Origin of the sequence: Pleionea mediterranea (genome assembly GCF_003148745.1) — a bacterium.
In the GTDB taxonomy this organism is placed as follows: Bacteria; Pseudomonadota; Gammaproteobacteria; order Enterobacterales; family Kangiellaceae; genus Pleionea; species Pleionea mediterranea.
Map to the genome: position 1 here is coordinate 1 of NZ_QGGU01000028.1, position 1,600 is coordinate 1,600.

Genomic DNA, 1,600 nt, shown 5'->3' on the forward strand with positions numbered 1-1,600 from the left:
TAACACATATGAGCCTTCCTTGAGTCAATAAGCAATACTAAAGTTTTCGCTCACCGAGGTGGGCGAATATCAGTTAATCAGTAATTTCATTTACTTCGTCTGTCATGGTTACTGTCAAGTCAATCGCTTACAGCAAACACATATAGAGGCTCTCTTATTACGGTCTTACCGTTGCCTGTTTTTCTCTATCCATTTATAAAAGTAGGGGCACTAGACATTCATCGGTTAACCTTGGACTGGCGCTATTCAAGAGTCGGGTTGATACCTATCCAGTTAGTTTCAGGCTCAATCAAGGTGTAAACGATATTACTCATTAATTAAACATGCACGCCAATGAGGTTGGCTAATCAAGGCGAATGGGCTCAAGCTATATGGTGCATAAATTGAATGGTTTGATTTTTAAAATCAGTCAGCAGACTTCAATTTGTTTGCACTCAGCGATTGTCCAGTTAGGCGTTGCGCTAACCTCATTGCGTGACTAACACTTTAGAAATTTATTTTCATTAAATACAGTTTCATTTTTAAGCATAAAATAAATACAGCGTCCGAGCTTATGAGCTAGTGCAGAAAGTGCTTTAGCTTTACTCATTCGCTTTTGAAGTTTTAGTAGGTAAGTTTGCGCGCGTTTATTGCCGCGTAAATATAATACTGCAGCTTCGGAGAAGGCCCACTTAAGGTGAGCATTACCTATTTTATTACCTTGTGTTCCATAACTTTTACCTGCTGACTCAGCTTTACATTTAACGAGTCGGGCGTAAGATGCGAATTTCTGAACCGAGCTGAAGCGATTGATATCTCCTATCTCATAAATGATTGTTAGAGCTAAAATTCGACCTATTCCAGAGATACTTTTTAAAATATGCAGTTGAACAGGGTTGTGCTGTTTAGCTTGCTGTTCAATAAACCACTCAATTTTACTGAGTTCTTTGGCGTAACAATCCAGTATCGCCATATCTAAATTAATATTCTTTTGTACAACAGGATCGGAAAATGTTGAGTTTAGTATTTCTCGCGCGCCAATATTTTTTAAATTAACCTTATTGGGAGGTAAGTTGTACTGGCTGGTCGTATTAACCACATGAGCTTTCAGGTGAGCACCATGGCGTACTATTTTCATTCTGCGACGAAGTAAATCGCGCGTAGCTCTTTTTTCTTTGGGATAGACAAAAGCAATAGGAAAGTTACCACCTCGGATTAATGTCGCAATTTTAAATGAATCAATTCGGTCATTTTTAGCTTTGCCACCGTGTATTGCCTTCATATAAAGCGCATGGCCTAAGATAAAGTCGATAGCATGTTTTTCGCAAAAGTCAGCTATCCAATACCAGCAGTGCATACACTCAACCCCAATAACCACCTGGCCGATGTAAGGGGTTAATAACTCAATTAGCTTTTCTGGATTGGCGGGTATTTCTTTATGCAAACAGGTTTTTCCATCTTGAGCAATAATGCATACGTAAAGGGATCTGGAATGTAGGTCAATTCCACAGTAATATGGGTGGATGTTGTTGTAAAAGTTCATTGAGCTTCTCCTTTGGGTTTAGTCGCCTTTAAGTTTAGCTAAATGCTAAAACTAGGGAGAAGGCTCAATGATTATCAA

Annotated in this window: 1 protein-coding gene; it reads right to left on the reverse strand. The window is 38.9% G+C overall.

Annotated elements, in window-relative coordinates; all coding sequences use genetic code 11:
- Positions 1–478: 478 nt before the first annotated feature.
- Positions 479–1,522 (reverse strand): IS110 family RNA-guided transposase, encoded by a 1,044-nt coding sequence (locus tag C8D97_RS17950; RefSeq protein ID WP_109765180.1) that lies wholly within the window; start codon positions 1,520–1,522, stop codon positions 479–481.
- Between the last annotated feature and the right edge of the window lie 78 nt (positions 1,523–1,600).